The sequence below is a fragment of the Micromonospora sp. NPDC003776 genome (assembly GCF_053605645.1).
Window position 1 is genome coordinate 1 of sequence record NZ_JBSGJR010000030.1, and the last position, 17,768, is coordinate 17,768.

17 protein-coding genes are annotated in these 17,768 nt (G+C 71.9%); 13 read left to right on the top strand and 4 right to left on the bottom strand.

Features of this window, described 5'->3' with window-relative positions:
- Nucleotides 1-321: 321 nt before the first annotated feature.
- Nucleotides 322-786 (bottom strand): DUF5318 family protein, encoded by a 465-nt coding sequence (locus tag ACWEVO_RS05025; RefSeq protein WP_452306274.1) that lies wholly within the window; start codon nt 784-786, stop codon nt 322-324.
- A 175-nt stretch (nt 787-961) separates the two neighbouring features.
- Between ACWEVO_RS05025 and ACWEVO_RS05030 the strand changes: the two genes are divergently transcribed.
- Together ACWEVO_RS05030 and ACWEVO_RS05035 are read left to right on the top strand one after the other, a co-directional pair.
- The gene (locus ACWEVO_RS05030) at nt 962-1,600 is read left to right on the top strand and encodes a PadR family transcriptional regulator (protein ID WP_452306275.1); all 639 of its coding nucleotides are present in this window, start codon (nt 962-964) and stop codon (nt 1,598-1,600) included.
- A 23-nt stretch (nt 1,601-1,623) separates the two neighbouring features.
- On the top strand, nt 1,624-2,703 hold the full coding sequence (locus ACWEVO_RS05035) for an inositol-3-phosphate synthase (protein ID WP_123242183.1): 1,080 nt from the start codon (nt 1,624-1,626) through the stop codon (nt 2,701-2,703).
- A gap of 61 nt (nt 2,704-2,764) precedes the next feature.
- On the opposite strand, the gene ACWEVO_RS05040 is transcribed toward ACWEVO_RS05035, so the two are convergent.
- Nucleotides 2,765-3,244, bottom strand: a complete 480-nt coding sequence (locus ACWEVO_RS05040; protein WP_452306276.1) for a methylated-DNA--[protein]-cysteine S-methyltransferase — start codon at nt 3,242-3,244, stop codon at nt 2,765-2,767.
- 69 nt (nt 3,245-3,313) lie between these two features.
- Between ACWEVO_RS05040 and ACWEVO_RS05045 the strand changes: the two genes are divergently transcribed.
- Genes ACWEVO_RS05045 through ACWEVO_RS05060 form a run of 4 tightly spaced genes read left to right on the top strand, consistent with a single transcriptional unit; the run spans nt 3,314 to nt 7,002 of the window.
- Nucleotides 3,314-3,826: a SigE family RNA polymerase sigma factor gene (locus ACWEVO_RS05045; RefSeq protein ID WP_452306277.1), complete on the top strand. Its 513-nt coding sequence runs from the start codon at nt 3,314-3,316 to the stop codon at nt 3,824-3,826.
- The gene (locus tag ACWEVO_RS05050) at nt 3,823-4,914 is read left to right on the top strand and encodes a hypothetical protein (protein WP_452306278.1); all 1,092 of its coding nucleotides are present in this window, start codon (nt 3,823-3,825) and stop codon (nt 4,912-4,914) included. Before ACWEVO_RS05045 ends, ACWEVO_RS05050 begins: the two co-directional genes overlap by 4 nt.
- A gap of 38 nt (nt 4,915-4,952) precedes the next feature.
- Nucleotides 4,953-5,474, top strand: coding sequence for a hypothetical protein (locus ACWEVO_RS05055; RefSeq protein ID WP_452306293.1), 522 nt, complete (start codon nt 4,953-4,955; stop codon nt 5,472-5,474).
- Between the two features lie 28 nt (nt 5,475-5,502).
- A complete protein-coding gene (locus tag ACWEVO_RS05060; protein WP_452306279.1) occupies nt 5,503-7,002 on the top strand; it encodes a flotillin family protein in 1,500 nt (499 codons plus the stop codon).
- Between the two features lie 61 nt (nt 7,003-7,063).
- Here the strand turns inward: ACWEVO_RS05060 and ACWEVO_RS05065 are convergent, their stop codons facing one another.
- On the bottom strand, nt 7,064-8,524 hold the full coding sequence (locus ACWEVO_RS05065) for a CCA tRNA nucleotidyltransferase (protein WP_452306280.1): 1,461 nt from the start codon (nt 8,522-8,524) through the stop codon (nt 7,064-7,066).
- Between the two features lie 129 nt (nt 8,525-8,653).
- Here ACWEVO_RS05065 and murJ point away from each other — a divergent pair, with 129 nt between their 5' ends.
- The 7 genes from murJ (at nt 8,654) to ACWEVO_RS05100 (ending at nt 16,943) form a co-directional block, all read left to right on the top strand.
- Nucleotides 8,654-10,393: a murein biosynthesis integral membrane protein MurJ gene (gene murJ, locus ACWEVO_RS05070; protein WP_452306281.1), complete on the top strand. Its 1,740-nt coding sequence runs from the start codon at nt 8,654-8,656 to the stop codon at nt 10,391-10,393.
- Between the two features lie 426 nt (nt 10,394-10,819).
- Nucleotides 10,820-12,430, top strand: coding sequence for a protein kinase family protein (locus ACWEVO_RS05075; RefSeq protein ID WP_452306282.1), 1,611 nt, complete (start codon nt 10,820-10,822; stop codon nt 12,428-12,430).
- 13 nt (nt 12,431-12,443) lie between these two features.
- Nucleotides 12,444-13,133: an RNA polymerase sigma factor SigM gene (gene sigM, locus ACWEVO_RS05080; RefSeq protein ID WP_452306283.1), complete on the top strand. Its 690-nt coding sequence runs from the start codon at nt 12,444-12,446 to the stop codon at nt 13,131-13,133.
- Nucleotides 13,130-14,119, top strand: coding sequence for a hypothetical protein (locus ACWEVO_RS05085; protein WP_452306284.1), 990 nt, complete (start codon nt 13,130-13,132; stop codon nt 14,117-14,119). Before sigM ends, ACWEVO_RS05085 begins: the two co-directional genes overlap by 4 nt.
- Before the next feature lie 180 nt (nt 14,120-14,299).
- Nucleotides 14,300-15,253, top strand: a complete 954-nt coding sequence (gene trxB, locus ACWEVO_RS05090) for a thioredoxin-disulfide reductase (protein WP_452306285.1) — start codon at nt 14,300-14,302, stop codon at nt 15,251-15,253.
- A 37-nt stretch (nt 15,254-15,290) separates the two neighbouring features.
- Nucleotides 15,291-15,614 carry a thioredoxin gene (gene trxA / locus ACWEVO_RS05095; protein ID WP_452306286.1) on the top strand — a complete coding sequence of 108 codons (324 nt, stop codon included), beginning with the start codon at nt 15,291-15,293 and terminating at the stop codon, nt 15,612-15,614.
- 168 nt (nt 15,615-15,782) lie between these two features.
- Nucleotides 15,783-16,943, top strand: a complete 1,161-nt coding sequence (locus ACWEVO_RS05100) for an N-acetylmuramoyl-L-alanine amidase (protein WP_452306287.1) — start codon at nt 15,783-15,785, stop codon at nt 16,941-16,943.
- Between the two features lie 14 nt (nt 16,944-16,957).
- On the opposite strand, the gene ACWEVO_RS05105 is transcribed toward ACWEVO_RS05100, so the two are convergent.
- Nucleotides 16,958-17,626 carry a GNAT family N-acetyltransferase gene (locus ACWEVO_RS05105; protein WP_452306288.1) on the bottom strand — a complete coding sequence of 223 codons (669 nt, stop codon included), beginning with the start codon at nt 17,624-17,626 and terminating at the stop codon, nt 16,958-16,960.
- Nucleotides 17,627-17,768 lie beyond the last annotated feature (142 nt).

Below are 17,768 nucleotides of genomic sequence, written 5' to 3' on the forward strand. Positions count from 1 at the left end.
CCGAGGCGCCGCCCTCCGGTCCGGATGACCAACCGTTCCCGCGCGGGCTCCCTCCGGAACCGGGGTCGCCGTTCGGGCCCGGGGTCTGGGCCCGCCCACGCGAAGAACTGGGATCGCCGTAGTTCATTCCTCACACCCTGCCGGTCGCGGTGGGACGCAAAGGCGCCGCCACCGGGTTGCCGTGAGCTGCGACACGAGACGCTACACCCGGGGCGCGCCGGGGCGCAGTCGTCAAATCCGACCTATTCGGACCATTCAGACTTGGAAGCTGTCGGCTGGGCCACCCGCCCGTGCCGCGGGGCCCGACCCGGACAGCTGAATTCACCGTTGCGCCTCTCGCCTTCGACGAGGGGTGGAACCGGTCGGCGCGGACGAGCCGCCCACCGCCTCCTGCTCCGACCCGTCATCATCGCCGCCGGCCAGGCCGTCCCGCCCGAGCAGGAACTGCTCGACGAGATGGTTCCAGTCACAGCCGGGGCACACCTCCACCACGAAGACCTGGAACTCACGCAGCGTCATCGCCAGCAGCGACAACTCGGCCCGGTTACGCGCCTGGCCGGCCGACTGCTTGAGTTCGTCGCCGTAAATGTAGTGGACGTGGATGAGGTTCTCGCTGCGGCAGATCGGGCAGCGCTCCTCGGTGGGCTCGCCGTGGTACCGGGCGGCGTTCTTCAGGTACGGCGAGGCGTCGCAGACGTCGTACGTGCCGACCCGGTTGGCGAGAAGGTCACGCAGCACCGCTCGCTTCCGGAGCGAGTAGTCGACGACCTGGCGCTGCGTACGCATGCGGCAAAGGGTACGCGGTCCGGCCGGACGAGGCGACCATCGTCACGATCCGTGATGACAGCGCCGCGCAAAACGAGGGTTTGCCCTGATCATGGGTCTCCGCTAACGTGCGATGTATCGGTCCGATACATCGCGGCGGTTACGACTCCGCGCCGGGGGTAAGAAGGGGTGGCCCGTGCTCGAGTTCGCCATCCTGGGCCTCCTGCAGGAGGCTCCGATGCACGGCTACGAGCTGCGCAAGGAGTTGACCGCCAAGCTCGGCGCCATCCGGGCGGCGATCAGCTACGGCTCGCTCTACCCGACGCTGCGCCGGTTGCAGGCGGCGGGATGGATCACCGAAGCCGCTGAGGCACCCGCGACCGCCGAGGAGGTTCCCGCCCTGACCAGCCGACGCGGTCGGGTGGTCTACACCATTACCGCGGAGGGCAAGGAACGCTTCGCCCAGCTCATAGCGCAGGCTGGGCCGGAGACGTACGACGACACGGGCTTCGGGGTGCACTTCGCGTTCTTCGCCCGGACCGACCAGGCCACCCGGCTCCGGATCCTGGAAGGTCGCCGTCGGAAGATCGAGGAGCGCCGCGAAGGCCTTCGTGACGTGCTCGGGCGGGCAGCCGAGCGCCTCGACGCGTACACCCTGGAACTGCAACGCCACGGGCTCGACGCCTGTGAGCGGGAGGTTCGCTGGCTGGAGGAGCTCATCGCCAACGAGCGCTCCGGCCGAGCCCCGACGGTCCCGCAACCCGGGACGGCCGGCGGCCGACGAGAAGAAGACAGCCCGCCCCCGCCTGGAGAGTCCAGGAAAGAGCGGCCGTGATGAAGAAGAAGGAGGCAGACGCTATGGGCTCCGTCCGCGTCGCCATCGTCGGTGTGGGTAACTGCGCCTCGTCCCTCGTGCAGGGCGTGGAGTACTACCGGAACGCCGACCCGAACGACCGCGTCCCGGGTCTCATGCACGTCACCTTCGGCGACTACCACGTCTCCGACGTGAAGTTCGTCGCGGCGTTCGACGTGGACGCCAAGAAGGTGGGCATGGACCTCGCCGAGGCGATCGTGGCCAGCGAGAACAACACCATCAAGCTGTGCGACGTGCCGCCGACCGGCGTCACCGTGCAGCGTGGCCCGACCTTCGACGGTCTCGGCCAGTACTACCGCGAGATCATCGAGGAGTCGGACGTCGAGCCGGTCGACGTCGCCCAGGCGCTGCGCGACGCGCAGGTCGACGTGGTCGTCTCGTACCTGCCGGTCGGCTCCGAGCAGGCCGACAAGTTCTACGCCCAGGCCGCGATCGACGCGGGCTGCGCGTTCGTGAACGCTCTGCCGGTCTTCATCGCCTCCGACCCCGAGTGGGCGAAGAAGTTCGAGGACGCCGGGCTGCCGATCGTCGGTGACGACATCAAGAGCCAGGTCGGCGCCACCATCGTGCACCGGGCCCTGGCGAAGCTCTTCGAGGACCGCGGGGTCGAGCTGCTGCGCACGTACCAGCTCAACTTCGGCGGCAACATGGACTTCATGAACATGCTGGAGCGCAACCGCCTGGTCTCGAAGAAGATCTCGAAGACCCAGTCGGTGACCTCCCAGATCCCGCACGAGATGCAGAAGAGCGACGTGCACATCGGCCCGTCGGACCACGTGCCGTGGCTCGACGACCGCAAGTGGGCCTACATCCGCCTGGAGGGCCGCTCCTTCGGTGACACCCCGCTGAACGCTGAGCTCAAGCTCGAGGTGTGGGACTCCCCGAACTCGGCGGGCGTCATCATCGACGCCGTCCGCGCCGCGAAGATCGCGCTGGACCGGAAGATCGGTGGCCCGATCCTCTCCGCGTCCTCGTACTTCATGAAGTCCCCGCCGAAGCAGTACGCCGACCACGACGCGCACGCCGCCGTCGAGGCGTTCATCAAGGGCGAGGTCGAGCGTTGACGCGCTGACACGCAGGAAAAGAGGCCGGGTCCGCGCGGACCCGGCCTCTTTCGTCGGTACGTCAGGACCAGGCGCGCCGCAGGGCCACCGCCGCTTCCAGTTCCAGCAGGGTCACCTTGCGCGGCAGCCCGCCGCCGAAGCCCACCAGCTTGCCGCCCGCCCCGACGATCCGGTGGCAGGGCACGATCACCGGCACCGGGTTGCGGTTGCAGGCCACCCCGACCGCCCGGGCCGCCCCGGGGTCGCCGACCGCCTTCGCCACCTCGCCGTAGGTCAGCGTCTCCCCGTACGGGATGCGGGTCATCTCCCGCCACACGGCGCGTTCGAACTCCGAACCGCGCAGCACCGCGACCGGGACGGTGAAGTCGGTCAGCTCGCCGGTGAAGTAGGCGCGCAGCTCGTCCAGCGCCCGGCCGGCCAGCGGGTCGCCCGGTTCTTCGGTCGCCGACTCCACTCGCCCGAAGTGGGCCGCGCGGACGGCCTCGCCGTCGGTGGCGACGGAGAACTCCCCGATCGGCGAATCGAGCACGGTCCAGCGCATGCCACCATTCTTCCCTGCGGTCGGGCAAAGTTCCGTCCACCCCGTGCGTCTGAGGTACGGAGGTGAACGGTGACACAGGTCATCGACGGGGAGTTCACCGCGTTCGTCAACGAACGGGGTGCCGCCCTGCTGCGGGTCGCGTACGCGCTCACCGGGAACCAGCACGCGGCGGAGGATCTGCTGCAGAACGCGCTGGCGAAGGCGTACGCCCGGTGGTCCCGGATCCAGGGCGACGCCGAGCCGTACGTGAAGCGGATCCTCTACCACGACCAGGTCTCGGGCTGGCGCCGCCGCGGGCGGCGGGCGGAGGTCCCGGTCGCAGAGCTGCCCGAGCAGGCGGCGCCCGGCCCGGACAGCGAACTGCGGCTGCTGTTGCTCGACGCCCTGCGCTCGCTGCCACCCCGTCAGCGGGCCGTGCTGACCCTGCGCTACCTGGAGGACCTGAGCGTCGAGCAGACCGCCGCCCTGCTCGGCTGCCGGGCCGGCACGGTGGCCAGCCAGAGCGCCAAGGGGCTGGCCCGGCTCCGGCAACTGGTCCCCGGACTGGACGAGCTGACGAGCCCTACGGAGGTGACCCGATGACCAGCCTGCTGGACGAGACGCTCCGGGCGGCGTTGCGGGATCTCGCGGACGGCGCGGGCCCCGCCCCCGACCTCGCCGTCCGCGCGCTCGGCCGGGGCCGCCGGCTGCGCCGCCGCCGGCGGGTCGCCGTTGCGGGTGCCACCCTGGCGGCGGTCGTCGCGGTGGCCCTGCCCTTCGTGCTGCTCCGACCCCACCCGGCCACGCCCCCGGCGACCTCGACCCCGACGGCCACGCCGTCGCCGACCAGACTGGCCGCCCCGGGGGCGGACTGGTTTACGAGGCCGCTGGTGCTGCCGGGTGGTTGGGTGGTGACCCGGGCGCAGGCCAAGGGCGGTTCCGGCAGCGGTTTCCTCCTAAACCGGGGACGGGGTCGTTACTCCGCCACCGACCGCTACGACGGCATCTTCCCGGCACCCACCGGCTCGCTCGTCGCGGTCCGGGACCAGGACCGGCCCCGCCAGGTCGGCCTGGTCGACGTGTCGAGCGGAGAGACCCACTGGTACGAGGTGGGCCGGGCGCTCTCCATCCCTCGGTGGTCCCCGGACGGCCGGCGACTGCTGTTCACCACCGAGCAGCTCGACCACTTCGGCTTCATCGTCATGGGAACGGACGGCACGAAACAGACCCACCCGATGATCGGGCACGCGGGTTGCACCGACTACTGCGAGTTCACCTGGAGCCGCGACGGACGGGAGGTTGCCCTCCCGCAGACCGGCGGTGCTGGGCATGACGAGGCCCGACGCGACGCCCGCCGGGGCGTGCAACTGTTCTCCGCCGACGACGGCCGGCCGACCCGCCTCCTGCCGATCCCCGGCGACCCGGCCGGTCCGTGGGCGTGGTCCCCGGACGGAAAGCTCGTGGTCGTCCAGGGGCGGGAGGAGCCGCTGCTGGTCGAGACGGCCACCGGCCGGGTGGTGAACCCGCTGCCGTCCGCCGACGCGGTGTGGGTCTCCGACGACCGGCTGCTCTACCGGCGGCCGCTCGGACAGGGTGACTTCGCGCTCGCCGACCTGGCCGGGCGCGAGCTGGTCCGGCAACCGTTGCCGAAGGAGCTGATCGGCCTGGAGGTTGTCGTCGCGCCACGCTGACCGTTCGGCGGGCCCGGACGTTGCACGACCTCGATACCGTGCAGGTCGTGGCCACGGGGACGCTCATCTTCCTGATCATCGGCGGAGCCGGGGTCGGCGTGCTGGCCCTCGCGCTGGTCGGCGCGGGGCTGTTGCACATCGGCCACCCGGACGTCGACGGTCCGGTCTCGCTGGAGGCGGTCGCCGGGTTCACCGGCGCCTTCGGCTTCGGCGCCGCCATCGTCAACGAGCTGCTCGGTGGGCGTACCCCCGGAATGATCGTCGGCGCGGTGGTCGGCGGCGCGGTGGCGGCCGTGCCCACCGCGTGGCTCGCCGCCCGGCTCAGCCGGGCGGCCCGCAACATGCGGACCGACGCCACCCCCACCCGGGACGACGTGGTCGGCGCGACCGGCCTGGTGGTCACCCCGGTCCCGGCCGGCGGCTACGGCGAGGTACGGATACGCCTCGCCGGCCAACCGGTGAAGCTCAACGCCCGCGCCGACCATCCGCTGCCGGTCGGCGCCCGGATCTTCGTGGTCGAAGCGCTCAGCGAGACCAGCGTGCACGTCGAAACGTACTGAATCACCCTTCGCACAGACGGGAACGCCCATGCCCCTGCTCGTCGCCATCGGCGGCGCGGTTCTCCTCGCCGTCCTCCTCGTCCTGTTCATCCTCTCCCGGATCAAGGTGGCCGGCCCGAACCAGGCGTTCATCGTCACCGGCCGCAAGGGCCGGACCACCCAGACCGCCGACGGCGGCCGGTCCACCGACATGTCCGGGCAGAAGGTGGTGCTCGGCGCCTCGGTCTTCGTCCTGCCCGTGGTGCAGAAGCTGCAGTCCCTCGACCTGTCCAGCCGCCGGATCGACGTCGGCATCAAGGGCGCGGTGAGCAAGCAGGGCATCCGGACCGACCTGCACGGCGTCGCGATCGTCAAGGTCGGTGGCACCGAGGACTCGATCCGCGCCGCCGCGCAGCGCTTCCTGAACCAGCAGGAGGAGATCGACAACTTCACCCGGGAGGTGCTGGCCGGCGCGCTCCGCTCGATCGTCGGGCGACTCACCGTCGAGGAGATCATCCGGGACCGGGCGGCGTTCGCCAGCGCGGTCGCCGAGGAGGCCGAGCACTCGATGACCAACCAGGGCCTGGTGCTGGACACCTTCCAGCTGCAGGACATCCTGGCGGAGGGCTCCTACCTGCAGGACCTGGGACGGCCGGAGGCGGCCCGGGTGCTCAAGGACGCGGCCATCGCCGAGGCGCGGGCCCGGCAGCAGGCCGAGCAGGAGCGGCTGCTCGCCGAGGAGGCGATCGCCGAGGCGAACCGGAACCTGGCGCTCAAGCAGGCCGGCATCCAGGCCGAGATCGACGCGGCGAAGGCGAAGTCGGCGGCGGCCGGCCCGCTCGCTCAGGCCGAGCGGGACCAGGCGATCCTCTCCGAGCAGCAGAAGGTGGCCGAGCGGAACGCCGAGCTGAAGCAGCGGCAGCTCGACACCGAGGTGCGCAAGCCGGCCGACGCCGCCCGGTACAAGGTTGAGCAGGAGGCCGAGGCGGCCCGCAACGCGGCCGTGCTGAACGCGGACGCGCAGCGCCAGGCGACCATCGCCGCCGCGCAGGCCGCCGCCGAGCAGGCTCGGCTCACCGGTGAGGGCGAGCGTGCCCGCCGGGCTGCGCTGGCCGAGGCGAACGCGATCGAGGGTGCCAAGGAGGGTGAGGCCGAGCAGCGCCGGCGGAGCGCGATCGCCGAGGCGGTCGAGCGCGAGGGCCAGGCGGAGGCGGCGGCCATCCTGGCCAAGGGGCAGGCCGAGGCCGACGCGATGGCCCGCAAGGCCGAGGCGTTCGCCGCGTACGGCGAGGCGGCCGTGCTGGACCTGCTGGTCAAGGTGCTGCCGCAGGTGGTCGAGGCGGCCAGCGCCCCGATCGGCGCGATCGACAAGATGACGGTCATCTCGACCGACGGGGCGTCCTCGCTGACGAAGTCGGTGGCCGGGAACGTGGCGCAGGGCCTCCAGCTCGGCAGCGACCTGACCGGCATCGACCTGGCCGGCCTGCTCGCCAAGCTGGGCAGCGCCAGCAGCAACAACGGCAGCACCAAGCCCGCCGTCGACGCCTGAGTGAAAGGAGGGGCCCCCTGTTAACGCCGCGCGTTGTACAGGGGGCCCCTTTTAACACCCGTCAGGAGATGACGCCCTGCTCCCGGGCCCAGCGGAGCAGCTCCGCCTCCGCCTCGTCGCGGTCCAGCGGGCCGCGCTCCAGCCGCAGCTCCTTGAGGTGCTGCCAGGCCTTCCCCACGAGCGGCCCCGGCGGTACGCCGAGCAGCTCCATGATCGCGTTGCCGTCCAGGTCGGGGCGGACCCGGGCCAGGTCCTCCTCGGCCGCGATCCGGGCGATCCGGTCCTCCAGCGCGTCGTAGTCGGCGGCGAGCTGGGCCGCCTTGCGCCGGTTGCGGGTGGTGCAGTCGGAGCGGGTCAGCTTGTGCAGCCGGGAGAGCAGGTCACCGGCGTCGGTGACGTACCGCCGCACCGCCGAGTCGGTCCACTCGCCCCGGCCGTACCCGTAGAAGCGCAGGTGCAGGCCGACCAGCTTGACCACCTGGGCGGTGACGTCCTTGGGGTAGCGCAGCGCCTTCATCCGGGCCTTGGTGAGCCGGGCGCCGACCACCTCGTGGTGGTGGAAGCTGACCCGGCCGTCCGAGCCGACCGCCTTGGTGGCCGGCTTGCCGACGTCGTGCATCAGGGCGGCCATCCGCAGCACGAAGTCGCAGCCGTCCTCCTCCAGCGCCATGGCGTTGCTCACCACGGTGAGGGTGTGCTCGTAGACGTCCTTGTGCTGGGCGTGCTCGTCGATGGTCAGCTTCAGCCCGGTCAGCTCGGGGAGGAACCGCTCGGCCAGCCCGGTGTCGACCAGCAGCCGCAGCCCGGTGAGCGGGTCGGCGCCGCAGAGCAGCTTGGTGAACTCGTCCCGGATCCGCTCGGCGGTGATCCGGTCCAGGTCCGCGGCCATCCGGGTCATCGCCTCGCGCACGTCCGGGTGGACCGTGAAGCGCAACTGGGCGGCGAACCGGGCCGCGCGCAGCATCCGCAGCGGGTCGTCGCGGAACGACTCCTGCGGCGTCCCGGGGGTACGAATGATCTTGGCGGCCAGGTCGGCCAGGCCACCGTACGGGTCGGTGAACCGGTGGTCGGGGACGCTGACCGCCATCGCGTTGACCGTGAAGTCGCGGCGCTTCAGGTCGTCTTCCAGGCTGGTGCCGTACTGGACGACCGGGTTGCGGCTGATCTGGTCGTACGCCTCCGCGCGGAAGGTGGTGACCTCCAGCCGGAGCCCGTCGCGCTGGAGGCCGATGGTGCCGAACTCCCGTCCGGTCTCCCAGATCGACTCGGCCCAGCCCCGGACGATCTTCAGCGTCTCGTCGGGGTGGGCGTCGGTGCAGAAGTCGAGGTCCTCGCCGAGCCGGCCGAGGAGGGCGTCCCGGACCGATCCGCCCACCAGGTGCAGTTCGTGACCGGCCCGGGCGAAGCGCCGGCCGAGTTCGTCGGCGACCGGCGAGACGCGGAGCAGTTCGGCGACGGCGTTGCGCTGCGCGACGGTCAGCTCACGGCGTTCGGCGGCGTGGGATGCGGAGGCTTCGGACATGGGATCGCCAGCCTATCGGGCGGGGACCGGATCAACTGCGCCGGGCGCGGGTATGCCACCGAGGTTGACTAAGGTCTCGGGTGTACGGGCCCGGAGGTCCGGCTGCGACGTACCCCTGGGAGGCTGGAGATGAGCGGCGGCCTGTACCGCAGCGCCAACGCGCACGGCGGCGGCCAGCCGCCGAACGACGAGGCGGTCTTCATCTCGGCCGAGCCGCTCAACCAGCCGGGTGTGGAGGCCACCGCACCGCCGCAGGAGGTGGTGGCGGAGACCAGCGCCGCGGCGAACAGCGCGGTGATGGCGGTCGGCAGCCTGGTCAGCCGGGGTACGGGCTTCATCCGCAACCTGATGATCGGCGCCGCCCTCGGCAACGCGGTCGGCAACGCGTACACCACCGCCCAGTTCCTGCCGAACCAGGTGTACGAGTTTCTGCTCGGCGGCGTGCTCACCAGCGTGCTGATCCCGGTGCTGGTCCGCCGCCGCAACGCCGACCCGGACCGGGGCGAGGCGTACGCCCAGCGGCTGCTCTCCCTCGCGGTGATCGCGCTGGCCGCCGCCGCGCTGATCGCGGTGATCCTCGCCCCGGTGATCACCGCCATCTACGCCACCGGCAAGGACGGCGCGTACACCGGGCTGGTCAACGACCTGTCCTACCTGATGCTGCCGATGCTGTTCTTCACCGGCGTGAGCGCGCTGATCGCGGCGGTGCTGAACACCCGCGGGCACTTCGCCGCGCCGATGTGGGCGCCCATCCTGAACAACCTGGTGGTGATCGGCACCTTCGGTCTGTACATCGTGCTCTACGGCGCGCGGGCGCTGCGGCCGGAGCAGATGGACGCGGGCCGGATCCTGCTGGTCGGCGGCGGCACCCTGCTCGGCGTGGCGGTGCAGTCCGCCGGGCTGCTGCCGGCCCTGCGCAAGGTCGGCTTCCGGTGGAAGTGGCGGTTCGACTTCCGGGCGCTGGGCCTGCGCGAGCTGGCCCGGCTCGGCGGTTGGATGTTCTGCTACGTCGGCGTCAACCAGCTGGGCCTCTTCGTGGTGGTCAACCTGCTCACCCGGGCCGGGGGCGGCAAGAACGCCGGCCTGCTGATCTACAACAACGTCTTCCTGTTGCTGATGATGGCGCACGGCATCATCGCCGTCTCGATCATCACCGCGCTGATGCCGCGGATGAGTGCGGCCGCCGCCGAGGGCCGGTTCCGCGACGTCACCGCCGACCTGTCCCGGGGCACCCGGATGGTCAGCGCCGTGCTCGCCCCGATCGCGGTCTGCTACGCGGTGCTGGCCGGTCCGATCTCCGTGGTGATCTTCCGGTACGGCGCCTTCACCGGCGACAACGCGGTGGCCACCTCGACCGTGCTGCTGGTGGCGGCGCTCGGCCTGGTCCCGTTCGCGATCAGCCAGCTCTTCACCTTCGCGTTCTACGCGCTGCCGGACACGAAGACCCCGGCCCTGGTGAACATCCCGGTGGTGGCGCTGCGGGTGCTCCTCCAGGTCGGTCTCTTCCTCGCCTTCTCGGCCACCTTCGCGGCGGCCGGCATGATGCTCGGCAACGCCATCTCGTACGTGGCCGCGGCGGTCATCTCGGCGATGCTGCTCCGTCCCCGGGTCGGCCGGATCGGGCTGGGCGGGATCATGCGCACCATGGGTCGGGTCGTCGTCGCCGCGCTGGGCGCGGCCCTGGTCGGCCTGCTGGTGGTGAAGGTGCTCCCCGGCGACCCGGCGCACCTGAGCTGGACGGCGGCGGCGGTCCGGCTGGTGATCGGCGGGGCGGTGATCGGAGCGACCTACCTCGGGCTGGCCATGGTGCTGCGGATCGGTGAGATCACCGAGGTGGTCGGCATGGTGCGGCGCCGGCTGGGCCGCTGACCGGCCCTGATGACGGACCGTGAACGAGGATCACCCGCCTGGGGATACGGCTGTGGATAACTCGGGATTTCGCCGCCCACCAGGCCCATCGGCCTGTGGACAACCAGCCGTAAGGATGAGGGTGGGCGACCCGACCGGGGGAATGAGCAGAGACGTCGCACAGTCGCCGCACCCGCTGAACCCCTGCGCCGACCACTTGCCGTCAACCTCTAGATTGGCCCAAGCGTGTTCTCAATGACCAGCCTGGACGCGGCCGTGACGCGGCCGGCCGTCGTGGTCACTGGCATCCCGTCGGCTCCGGCGGGAAGATGACATGTCGGAGAACCGGGCATCCCGGGTAAGGTCACTCACGACGGATACGGCAGGTGCCGACGTGGGCGTCGACACCGGTCTGCCGGCTCCTTCAAAGGCAGAGCGGAAAGCCACATGCCCAGCAGCACGGGTCCATCGATCGACACGATCACCGAGGGAGGACGGGTGACCCAGGTCGGCGAGGGTCAGGAGGCGGAGGAGACTGCCCCTCCGGTCATGACCTTCGGTGCTCCCACGGCCGGTGAGATCCTTGCCGAGCGGTACGAGCTGGTCGAGCACATCAACAACGACAGCGCGGGCCGGCTCGTCTGGCGCGGCGTCGACGTCGTGCTGCGCCGTCCCGTCGCGGTGGTCCTCCGCTACCCGGGTGGCGACTCCGCCACCGAGATGCTCCAGGCCGCCGTGGCGGCCAGCCGGGTGATCCACCCCAACCTGGTCGGTGTCTACGACGCGATCGACGAGGCCGACCGGGCGTACGTCGTCCGCGAGTGGGTCGACGGCCAGTCGCTGCGCGAGCTGGTCGCCGAGGACGGGCCGCTGGACCCGGCCCGGGCGACCGCCATCGGCAACGCGGTGGCCAGCGCCCTCGCCGCGGTGCACGCCACCGGCATGGTGCACGGCAACGTCCACCCCGGCACGGTGATGATCAGCGACGACGGCCGGGTGGTGCTGGCCGACGCGCGGACCGACGGCGCGGACAGCCAGGAGACCGACCTCCGGGCGGTCGGCGGGGTGCTCTACTTCGCGCTGACCGGCCACTGGCCCCACGGCGAGGCCCCGCTGCACGGCGCCACCGCCGGGCACGGCCGGGCCGCCCTTCCCGACGCGGTCCGGGACGCCAGCGGCTCCATCGCCGCGCCCCGCCAGGTTCGCGCCGGCGTGCCGGCGTACCTCGACGACCTCACCATGGACCTGCTCGACCCGGAGATCGCCCCGCCGTCCTCGGACGTGCTCGCGGCCGAGCTGAGCCGCCTCGACATCCCCGCCGAGGACCACTTCCTGGACCAGCCCGGGCCGCTGCGGTTCACCGCCGACACCGGCGAGGAGCCGTCGCCGCTGGCCTCCATGGGCGGCCGCAAGGTCGCCCTGGGCATCGCCGGCCTGCTGGCGGTGGCCCTGGTCGGGCTGCTCATCGGGATCAGCGCCCTCGGTGGCGACGACAAGGACCCGAAGACCGAGCCGGTGGCCCGCCCGTCCAACAGCGCCCCGGCCACCGACGGTTCCTCCGCGGCCCCACCCGCGGTCCGCAAGCTCACCATCCAGGACGTCCGGATCATCGATCCGAAGGGCGACCGCAAAGAGGTGGTCGACGCCGAGAAGGTGATCGACGGCGACGAGGACAAGGGCTGGGAGACCGACACCTACAAGGGGCCCCGGTTCGGCAACCTGAAGAAGGGCATGGGGGTCTGGATCGACCTGGGCGCCCCGCACACGGTCAAGTCCCTTCAGGCCACCCTGTCGTCCCCCGGCGCGTCGGCCGAGCTGCTCTTCGGGACGGGGGAGTTCCCGTCCAACTCCGCCGGCGACAAGCAGTTGGTCGCCGCGTACACCACCCGGATCGGCCAGCCGTTCGAGCAGCACGACGGCACCAAGATGACGTTCAACGGGTTCGACCCGGAGCGGAAGTACCAGTACCTCCTCTTCTGGATCACCGAGCTGCCGCAGAAGGAGGACAACAGCGGCTACAAGGTCGGGGTCCAGGAGATCACGGTCCAAGGCTCGTGAACCGGCCGATCCGGTGACCGGAGACGCCGCGCGCTCGGACCTGGACCTGCTCCGCGCGCACGTGGCCGGCGATCGGGACGCCTTCGCCGAACTGTTCCACCGGCACCGGGACCGGCTCTGGGCGGTGGCGCTGCGTACCGTCGGCGACCGTGAGGAGGCGGCGGACGCGCTCCAGGACGCGCTGCTCTCGGCGCACCGCGCGGCGGCCCGGTTCCGGGGCGACTCCGCGGTCACCACCTGGCTGCACCGGATCGTGGTGAACGCCTGCCTCGACCGGATGCGGCGGCGGCAGACCCATGCCACGGTCCCGCTGCCCGACGGCGTGCACACCGACGGGGAACCGGGCCGGCACACCGGCGGGGTCGAACCGGCCGCGCCGGTCCGCGACCACGAGACCGCGCTGGTGGTCCGGCAGGCCCTCGCCGAGTTGCCCGCCGAGCAGCGCGCCGCGCTGGTGCTGGTGGACGTGCAGGGCTACCCGGTGGCCGAGGTGGCCCGGATCCTCGGCGTCGCCGAGGGGACCGTGAAGAGCCGGTGCGCCCGGGGTCGGGCCCGGCTGGCCGTGCTCCTCGGCCACCTGCGTAACGGGTCGGCGGAGGGCGCGGACGTGCGCCGGGTCACCGAGGGGAACCCACGCCCGCCCGAGGGCGTCGGATCCACGTCGGGGCGGTCCCGGCGGGACGCCAGTCAGGAGGAGACGTGACTGCCCGGGAGTTCAGCGGGGTCGACCACGACCTGCTCGCCGACTACGTCGGCGGGGCGCTGGACGGCACCCCGGAGCAGGAGACCGTCGCCCGGCTGGTCGAGGAGGACGCGGCCTGGCGCGACGCGTACGCCGAGCTGGTGCGGGCGCTGGACCTGGTGGATGCCGACCTGGCCGAATGGGCGGCCGGCCCGGCGCCGGAGATGCCCCTCGCCGTGGCGGACCGGATCACCGCGGCGCTCGCGGGCGCCGGTCCGGCTCCGGCCGACGACCCGCCGCTGGCCGTGCCCGGCGTTGACCGCGATCCGGCCGGCGCCCGCCGCGGCACCGTGCCGGCGCAGGGGACCGGCGGGAGCCGGCGGGTACGGGAGACGACCCGGCCGGCGGACGGACCGGATCGGCGGACGGGGCCGGGCCGGCGCGCGCGCCGCTGGACGCGGATCGGGGTCCCGGTCGCCGTGGCGGCCGCCTCGATCGCGGCGGTCGGGCTCGGGCTGAGCAACCTCGTCGGTACGGGCACCGGCAGCGGCGGGGGCGCGGGCCTCTCCGCGCAGGATGGCGGCAAACCGGCGGCGGTGCCGCGGAACGGCACTCCCTACCGGGTCACCGCACCCACGATGAGCAGCGGCACCGACTACACCCCCGAGCGGTTGTCCGGCGGTCTCAGCAGCACGCTCGCCAGCCCGTCCCGGGAAAAGGACAGCCGGCCCGGCCTGGCACAGGGCGAGCGGGCGACCGCTCCGCTCGGGTTGGCCCGGCTGGCCCGGCCGGGGTCGCTGGACGACTGCCTCACCGCCATCGGCGTCGAGCACGGGGCCGGGCCGATCACCGTCGACCTGGTCGACTACGCGTCGTTCCAGGGGCTTCCCGCCCTCGTGGTGACCTTCGTCGACCCGGCGGGCACCCGCTGGGCGTGGGCCAGCGGTCCGGAGTGCGGCGTACCGGGCTCCGGCGCGGACACCCGGTTCCGTACGCGGGTAGGGTGAGGGCGCGGTCATCGGCGGTTGCCGTTCCACGTGACGTGACCCACCGGATGACCGGCTCGGGAATCCCCGCTTCGTACGATGACGTTCTGCAAGTCAGGCGCCGGCGCCGCCAGGGTCCGTCGGCACTCGGGATCGACATCGGTGCGCGCCGGTGACGAACACACACATCGGGAGACGGCAGTGGACGAGGTCCGCAACCTGATCATCATCGGCTCCGGGCCGGCCGGTTACACGGCGGCGGTCTATGCCGCGCGCGCCAACCTCAACCCGCTCGTGATCGAGGGCGTGCAGTCCGGCGGCGCGTTGATGACCACCACCGAGGTGGAGAACTTTCCCGGTTTCGCGGACGGCATTCTCGGTCCCGAACTGATGGACAACATGCGCAAGCAGGCCGAGCGGTTCGGTGCCGAGTTCCTCACCGACGACGTGACCCGGGTCGAGCTGAAGGACACCGGTGAGGTGGGCTCGGACGCGGTCAGCACCGTCTGGGTCGGTGAGACGGCCTACCGGGCCAAGGCGGTCATCCTCTCGACCGGCTCGGCCTGGCGTCCGCTGGGCGTGCCGGGCGAGCAGGAGTACCTGGGCCACGGCGTGTCGTCCTGCGCCACCTGCGACGGCTTCTTCTTCCGCAACCAGCACATCGTGGTGGTCGGCGGCGGCGACTCGGCGATGGAGGAGGCCAGCTTCCTCACCCGGTTCGCCGAGTCGGTCACGATCATCCACCGCCGGGACTCGTTCCGGGCCAGCAAGATCATGGCCGCGCGGGCGCTGGGCAACGACAAGATCAAGGTCGAGTGGAACACCGTCATCGAGGAGATCCTCGGCGAGGACGGCAAGGTCAGCGGGGTCCGGGTCCGCAACGTGCACACCGGCGAGAGCAAGGTGCTCGACGTCACGGGTGTCTTCGTGGCGATCGGCCACGACCCGCGCAGCGAGCTCTTCCGCGACCAGGTGGAACTCGACGACGAAGGGTACGTGAAGGTGCAGGCGCCGAGCACCCGGACCAACATCCCGGGTGTCTTCGCGGCCGGCGACGTGGTCGACCACACCTACCGGCAGGCGATCACCGCCGCCGGTACGGGCTGTGCGGCCGCGCTGGACGCCGAGCGCTTCATCGCCACCCTGCAAGGCTGAAACATCTTCAGAGCAGTTCCCGGAGGAGGGGTTCATAGTGGGAGCAACCAAGGCGGTCACGGACGCGAGCTTCGTGAGTGATGTGCTGAAGTCGGACAAGCCGGTTCTGGTCGACTTCTGGGCGGAGTGGTGCGGGCCGTGCCGCAAGGTCTCGCCGCTGCTGGAGGAGATCGCCGGCGAGATGGGCGACCAGGTCAGCATCGTCAAGCTGAACATCGACGAGAACCCCGAGACGGCCCGTGCCTACCGGGTGATGTCGGTGCCGACCCTCACCATCTTCAAGAACGGCGAGCCGGTGCAGTCCATCGCCGGCGCCAAGCCCAAGGGTGAGCTGGTCCGGCTCATCCAGTCGGCGCTCTGAGCCGACGCCCGACAACGCTGGAACCCCCGTCGCCCGTCCCGGGCGGCGGGGGTTCCTTGCTCTGCTGACCTGGCCGAACAGGAAGCCTCTCGGTAATCGCTCACGGTACGCTCCGTAAGCGTCCGTCGGAGTCTCCGGCCAGCCAGCATCCGTCCAGAGGGGGTCGTCGTGCAGCCGATTCGACCCGGTGACCGGGGACCGGCGGTGGCGGAGATCCGTACCGTCCTCACCGGCCTGGACCTGCTCCCCGCCGGCGGCGGGGGCGACGAGTTCGACGCCGCGACCGAGCGGGCCGTCCGGGCGTTCCAGCAGTCCCGGGGCCTCAGCGTGGACGGGCGGGTGGGCGCGGAGACCTGGCGGGCACTGGACGCGGCCCGGTGGCGGCTCGGCGCCCGCACCCTCTACCACGCGGTGCCCGACCCGCTGATCGGCGAGGACGTCCGCACGCTCCAGGAACGCCTCCTGGAGATGGGGTACGACACCGGCCGCGCCGACGCCATCTACGGGATTCGCACGTCCCGGGCGGTCGCCCAGTTCCAGCGGGAAATGGGCCTCAAGCCGGACGGGGCCTGCGGCCCGCACACCATGAACGCGCTGCGCCGCCTCGGCCGGAAGGTGGTCGGCGGGCGCCCGCAGTGGCTCCGCGAGTCCGACGCGATCCGCCAGGCCGGGCCGACGCTGGTCGGCCGCACCGTGGTGATCGACCCCGGCCACGGCGGCACCGACCCGGGCGAGGTGGTGCCGGACGGCCCGCTGCGCTGGACCGAGGCCGACATCGTGTACGACCTGGCCAGCCGGCTGGAGGGACGGCTCGCCGCGGCCGGGGTACGGGTGCAGCTCACCCGCGGCCCGTCGCCACTCACCTGCCTGCCGGACGCCGACCGGGCCCAACTGGCCAACTCCCTCGGCGCGGACGTGTTCATCTCGCTGCACAGCGACGGGCACGCCAACCCGGCCGCGGACGGGGTGGCCACCTACCACTACGGCACCGACAACGGCGTCAGCTCGGCCACCGGGGAGCGGTTGGCCGGGCTGGTGCAGCGGGAGATCGTGGCGCGGACCGGGCTGCGCGACTGCCGTACCCACGCGAAGGCCTGGGACCTGCTGCGGCTGACGAAGATGCCGGCGGTCCGCGTCGAGGTGGGCTACCTGACCTCACCGGCGGACCGGGGCCGGCTGGTCGACCCCCGGTTCCGGGATCGGGTCGTGGAGGCGATCGTCGCCGCCGTGCAACGGATGTACTTCCCGATCGAGCGGGACGTCCCCACCGGGTCGATCGACGTGAGCGAGCTGCGCGCGATCGTCACCGCCAGCAGGGTGGTGGGCTGAGCCGACGCGGCCGGTCAGCTCGTGGAGCGGGTGGCCGGGGCCGGGCGCACCGGGCGGAGCAGGCTCTCCGGGCTCATCGAGCCGAGCAGCTTCTCCAGCGCGTACTCGACGTCGGACTTCCAGCTCAGCGCGGTGCGCAGCTCCAGCCGCAGCCGCGGGTAGCGGGGATGCGGGCGGACGGTCTTGAAGCCCACCGAGAGGAAGAAGTCGGCCGGCGCGACGCAGGCCCGGGTCGGATCGTCCTCGGCCCCGTCCCCGAACTTGGCGTCCCCGAACGCCTCGATCGCCTTGATGCCGCGCTTGGTGAGGTCCCGGGCCACGCCCTGCACCAGCATCCGGCCCAGCCCGCCGCCGGCGAAGGCGGGCACCACCGTGGCGTTCATCAGCAGCGCGGCGTCCGCGGAGACCGGGGAGGTGGGAAAGGCCATCGAGCGCGGAACGTACGCGGGCGGGGCGTACATCACGAAACCGGCCGGCATCCCGTCGACGTACACGAGCTTGCCGCAGGAGCCCCACTCCAGCAGGGTCTGGGAGACCCACGCCTCCTTCTCCAGGCCGGGGTCGCCGGCGGCGCAGGCGCGGTCGGCGGAGACCGGGTCCAGCTCCCAGTAGACGCACTCACGGCACGGGCGGGGCAGGTCCTCGAGGGTGTCGAGGGTCAGACTGACCAGACGTCGCGACATCAGCGCATCCCCACCAATAGGCTCGGGGCGGAAGCCACATTCGTGCCTCTTTCTGCCCCCGACGAGCGATCGTACGCCGCCTCGGGGCGGTTCGGGAGGGGACGCGCACACCGCCACCCGGGGCGGGGACCGGGCCGGTCCG

What these genes read in the sequence shown, in the direction of transcription:
- ACWEVO_RS05025 (WP_452306274.1), bottom strand. Translation starts at nt 786, where the DNA reads ATGCGTACGCAGCGCCAGGTCGTCGACTACTCGCTCCGGAAGCGAGCG.
- ACWEVO_RS05035 (WP_123242183.1), top strand. Translation starts at nt 1,624, where the DNA reads ATGGGCTCCGTCCGCGTCGCCATCGTCGGTGTGGGTAACTGCGCCTCG.
- ACWEVO_RS05040 (WP_452306276.1), bottom strand. Translation starts at nt 3,244, where the DNA reads ATGCGCTGGACCGTGCTCGATTCGCCGATCGGGGAGTTCTCCGTCGCC.
- ACWEVO_RS05050 (WP_452306278.1), top strand. Translation starts at nt 3,823, where the DNA reads ATGACCAGCCTGCTGGACGAGACGCTCCGGGCGGCGTTGCGGGATCTC.
- ACWEVO_RS05060 (WP_452306279.1), top strand. Translation starts at nt 5,503, where the DNA reads ATGCCCCTGCTCGTCGCCATCGGCGGCGCGGTTCTCCTCGCCGTCCTC.
- ACWEVO_RS05065 (WP_452306280.1), bottom strand. Translation starts at nt 8,524, where the DNA reads ATGTCCGAAGCCTCCGCATCCCACGCCGCCGAACGCCGTGAGCTGACC.
- murJ (WP_452306281.1), top strand. Translation starts at nt 8,654, where the DNA reads ATGAGCGGCGGCCTGTACCGCAGCGCCAACGCGCACGGCGGCGGCCAG.
- ACWEVO_RS05075 (WP_452306282.1), top strand. Translation starts at nt 10,820, where the DNA reads ATGCCCAGCAGCACGGGTCCATCGATCGACACGATCACCGAGGGAGGA.
- ACWEVO_RS05105 (WP_452306288.1), bottom strand. Translation starts at nt 17,626, where the DNA reads ATGTCGCGACGTCTGGTCAGTCTGACCCTCGACACCCTCGAGGACCTG.